The sequence below is a fragment of the Endozoicomonas sp. SESOKO4 genome, assembly GCF_024606275.1.
In genome coordinates, this window is sequence record NZ_JAHHPS010000097.1 from 1 (window position 1) to 4,355 (window position 4,355).

At 48.5% G+C, this 4,355-nt stretch carries 5 protein-coding genes; 2 read left to right on the forward strand and 3 right to left on the reverse strand.

Going from position 1 to position 4,355, the window contains the following annotated elements; all coding sequences use genetic code 11:
- Positions 1-171 precede the first annotated feature (171 nt).
- Positions 172-483 carry an RNA-binding protein gene (locus tag KDK16_RS01680; RefSeq protein WP_257274374.1) on the reverse strand — a complete coding sequence of 104 codons (312 nt, stop codon included), beginning with the start codon at positions 481-483 and terminating at the stop codon, positions 172-174.
- A gap of 251 nt (positions 484-734) precedes the next feature.
- Between KDK16_RS01680 and KDK16_RS01685 the strand changes: the two genes are divergently transcribed.
- Positions 735-1,658 carry a 1-aminocyclopropane-1-carboxylate deaminase/D-cysteine desulfhydrase gene (locus KDK16_RS01685; RefSeq protein WP_257274375.1) on the forward strand — a complete coding sequence of 308 codons (924 nt, stop codon included), beginning with the start codon at positions 735-737 and terminating at the stop codon, positions 1,656-1,658.
- Here KDK16_RS01685 and KDK16_RS01690 read toward each other — a convergent pair.
- Positions 1,651-2,109, reverse strand: a complete 459-nt coding sequence (locus KDK16_RS01690) for a DUF2780 domain-containing protein (protein ID WP_257274376.1) — start codon at positions 2,107-2,109, stop codon at positions 1,651-1,653. The genes KDK16_RS01685 and KDK16_RS01690 overlap by 8 nt on opposite strands.
- 155 nt (positions 2,110-2,264) lie before the next feature.
- Positions 2,265-3,302: a DUF1853 family protein gene (locus KDK16_RS01695; protein ID WP_257274377.1), complete on the reverse strand. Its 1,038-nt coding sequence runs from the start codon at positions 3,300-3,302 to the stop codon at positions 2,265-2,267.
- 106 nt (positions 3,303-3,408) lie between these two features.
- Here KDK16_RS01695 and KDK16_RS01700 point away from each other — a divergent pair, with 106 nt between their 5' ends.
- On the forward strand, positions 3,409-4,293 hold the full coding sequence (locus tag KDK16_RS01700; protein WP_257274378.1) for an NAD(+) kinase: 885 nt from the start codon (positions 3,409-3,411) through the stop codon (positions 4,291-4,293).
- Positions 4,294-4,355 lie beyond the last annotated feature (62 nt).

Consider the following 4,355-nt stretch of genomic DNA (forward strand, 5'->3'; position numbering starts at 1 on the left):
TGCCGGCCTGTCACGCCGGAGGTCGCGGGTTCGAGTCCCGTCCGGTCCGCCATCTACAAAAACGATTATCTTTTAGGTAATCGTTTTTTTTTACTTGCAAATAGGCAAATTTCAGGCGAAAAAAAAGCTAGCAATGAACCAGCTTTTTTGGATCTGGATCGGGGGATGTTGTCAGAAGCGACGACCGCCTTCACGATTCCCGCCAAAGCCACGACGAGCGCCGCCATTGTTGTTGCGAGGGCGCTCGGTTGCGATGCTGACGCGGATGCTGCGACCCGCTACATCCTGCCCATCCAGGGCAAGAGCGGCTTCAGCAGCATCTTCAGAACTGAAGGTTACGAAAGCAAAGCCACGAGAACGACCGGTTTCACGATCGAGGATGATTTTCGCTTCCTCGATTTCGCCGAAGGCACCAAAAGCCTCTTCCAGATCTTGTTCTGTTGCGGCGAAGGCCAGGTTGCCAACGAACAGTTTGTTTGCCATTTTTTCTCTATCTCCGGGGACGCTGTAGCTGCTTGTCTGTCACCTTTCAAAGCTTCAAGCGTCGCTAGAGACACTGTCTTTTTGGGCGTCAGGTAAGAGTACAATGTTTAAGTGAGATCCCATTGTAGCACGTAGATCAGTGGAATGAAGGCTTGTTATATGTATTCTTTATTACTGATATTGTTTATATCACTGACTTATTACGTCATTTTTGCTTACTGAGTGTTAAAACCAGAAAAATAAACGGGATTATGTGTTTTTCAGATGTTATTCGTAACAATGTGCCTATAGAAAGAATAAATACCTGTCTTGTGCGCGATTACTCTATTGCGATTGATGTTCTTCGTCTTGATCAAATTGATGCGCTTATTAGTGGTAATAAGTGGTTCAAACTTAAATACTTTCTTATTGAAGCGCGTTCAAGAAAGATCAAAACACTTTTAAGCTTTGGTGGTGCCTGGTCTAATCATCTTCATGCCATGGCAGCGGCAGGTTATCGTTTGGGTTTTCAGACAATAGGCGTTATTCGAGGTGAGAAACCGGCTAGACCCTCTGCCATGTTAAAGGATGCAGAACGCTGGGGCATGAGACTGGTTTATGTCAGTCGTGCTGAATACCGAAAGCGGGATGAGACTCAATATCAGCAGATGCTGGTAAAACAGCTGTCACTCTCCCTGGATCAGGTGATGATTGTTCCGGAAGGAGGCTCGGGCGAACCGGGGGTCAGGGGTTGTGAAGACATTCTTGCTGCGGGGTGCATCCGGGCTTCGGAATATGATGAGATTTGGTTGGCCTGTGGTACCGGTGCGACCATGGCTGGCGTTGTTCGCAGTGCAGGCAATGATGCCCATGTACGGGGATTTTCGGTGCTCAAAGGGGCAAATTTTTTGAAAAATGATATTCAGCAGTATCTTCCCGCGCTTGCGACCTGTTGGAGCCTGGAGCTGGATCACCATTGTGGTGGCTATGGCAAAACAACTCCCGAGCTTATTCGGTTTATTCTGGAATTTGAGCGGGAAACCGGGATCCCTCTGGACCCGGTTTATACGGGTAAGCTATTTTTTGCGCTGAAGCAGATGGCCGAATCGGGAGGTCTATCCGGCATTGGCAGGCTGCTGCTCATTCATACCGGTGGTCTCCAGGGGCGTCGTGGTTTCAGCCAGTGGGCTACATGAATTTTTCAATCAGGGAGCCTGCAGTATTGGCTATACCTGAAGGAAGTGCCGATTTTAACAGTCCGGCGGCTTCGCTATTCGGGTTCGCTTTGAGATAATCAATCAGTACGGTCGAAAACTTCGAAATCATCTCGTCCTTCAGGCCCAGTTTTTTGAACTGCTGGCTCAGAGTATGGAAACCGCCCAGCAAATTGGCAGAGTTCAATATCGATGAAGAGTTTTTGGCAGGTATTACTTCCGGTGCTGCCTTTAATAACTCCGCTGTTTCCGGTAGTGCTCCCTGAATGGTATTAAAGTCGTCTTTTGATAATTGAGAGCTGGCCATCTGTAACAGGGCACCTGCACCCCCTTCGGCTTGAAACTTGCTGACATTTAACTGGCTGGTCAGGGTATCAATCAATCCTGTGGCATGACTCGCCGGTGATTGAAGAACAAGAAGCGTGGCAAGCAAGCAAAATAGCCCAGTATAGAAACGGTTAATGAATAAGCTCAAGCGTTTCATAATGCAAATACCCTATTAGCAAGACAGTCCATTAATTATTTATCAATACCGATAAATAGTTGTTACGAATTGTTATATAAAAACGAATGCATAACAAGAGTCGTTTATATTTTAGCGGCCACTATCGCCTCGGCTTCCCAGTTATCGGGCACCACAAAAAAACGACTGTTTTCACACAGATTACCCTCTTTTTCATGACACCGAACCACCATCTGAGGACGGGCGATTTTGGATAATTGTGACTGCAAGCATTTGATCAGTTCATCTCCGGAGAGGTGAGTCGCTGGATCAGACACACCTCTGTAGGAAGATAGCCAGAGTGATTTTGGCAGAGGCAGGTAGCAGATTTCGCCTTCTTCGAGTTCCAGCCATGAAGATAACTGATTAATGGGCAGCCAGTGTCCCCTCAGGTGTTGAGCAGAACAGTCTTCAGGGGGTGGGCAGGCACCTGTAACCGGATAAAAAAGGTATCCCTGGAAAAGTATTTCAGTCTGTACCCCGGAGATATCCAGAGCATTGAGTGCACGTTGCCCGGCATGAGTCTGCGAAAGCGTGATCTGATGTTGCAGCATGTGGTTGAGCTTCTTGTCCATGCGGTCGTGCAGGCCTGGCCCAATCCAGTGATGCCAGGGGCTGGCCGGGTGATTGCCGGAAGGAAGACCCAGATAGTATTTGATGGCGAGTTCCCGATGAATAAAAACCTCTCGCTTAAGGGACTTAAGAATCAGGTCGAACTCGCCCAGTGTCTGGTGATTATTCTGAACCTGAAGATTGCAGGCCATCAGCTGATAGTCTTCTGAATGTCTGAGGATGTATTGCCAGAGTGATTCATAATAGATACCCAGCAGATGACTCCGTCGCTGATGCAGAATCTCCACTAGCTCTGAATAGCCAGAGCCTGTAATCTGGTCGTTGTGCACCGGGTGGGTTGCCGGGCAGATAAACCTCGCATCATAATCAGGGTTGATGATGGAGGGGCTGCTCAGTAACCATTGGATATCCCGGGCTATCTGCTGATGAGAGAGACGATTCATTTTTAGCAGTTCATGGTATCGGGCCGATGGCTGTAAATAACAAAATGATGGCTGATCGTTGCGGGCTCCGGGAAGCCTGCAGGTGACAAATAAGAGTAACAGATTCAAATCGGTGTGTTTATATATTCACCAGGCAGATTACAGTCATCGCTCAATTAAGGCTGAGCTGTCATCCGGGCAGGATAAATTCACCAACGATAAGTGATTTAGACCGATGGAAGAATTCAAGCAGGTTGGGGTTACCGGGCGTCAGGGTAAGGCTCATATTGATGGCCCCCTGAAACGTTTGACCGATTTTCTGCATTCGCAGGGTGTAACAGTGTCTCTGGATGAGCAATTATCGGATCTTTTGCCGGGGCATGGTTTCCACATCTGTGACCGGGCCAGCATGGGCAAAATTTGCGATCTGGTCGTGGTCATCGGGGGTGACGGCAGTTTGCTGGGGGCTGGCAGAGAACTCTCTGTCCATGATGTGCCGGTAGTGGGTGTCAACCTTGGTCGTCTGGGCTTTCTGACCGATGTTTCGCCGGATGAGCTGGAAGCCTGTATTGGCGAAATACTTAATGGTCATTACCGAATGGAGAACCGGTTTCTGCTGGAAGCCAAGGTTGAGCGTCAAGGTAAAACCATTGGCTGTGGTGATGCTCTCAATGATGTGGTGCTGCATCCGGGGGTGTCCACCAAGATCATAGAGTTTGAGCTGTTTATTGAAGACCAGTTTGTCTATAGGCAGCGTTCTGATGGTCTGATTATGGCAACGCCGACGGGCTCAACCGCCTACGCTCTGTCGGGGGGCGGTCCCATCATGCATCCAAAACTGGATGCTATCGTGCTGGTTCCCATGTATCCGCATATGCTGACTAACCGACCTCTGGTTGTGGATGGTAACAGTCAGTTGCAGCTTGTCATTCACGAAGGCAACGAAATACATCCCCGCATCAGCTTTGACGGGCAGGTGGATATTGAGCTGGTACCTGACGACGTCATCCTGATCCGTAAAAAACACCAAAGACTGAGACTACTGCATCCACTGAATCACAATTTTTACGAAGCCTGTCGATCCAAATTAAGATGGTATCCCAACGAGGATGCAGAGTGACATTATTGTCTAGCAGCCTGTCGGACTTAAGGCTGTCCTACTGCGGTTGCAATAAATTGGTC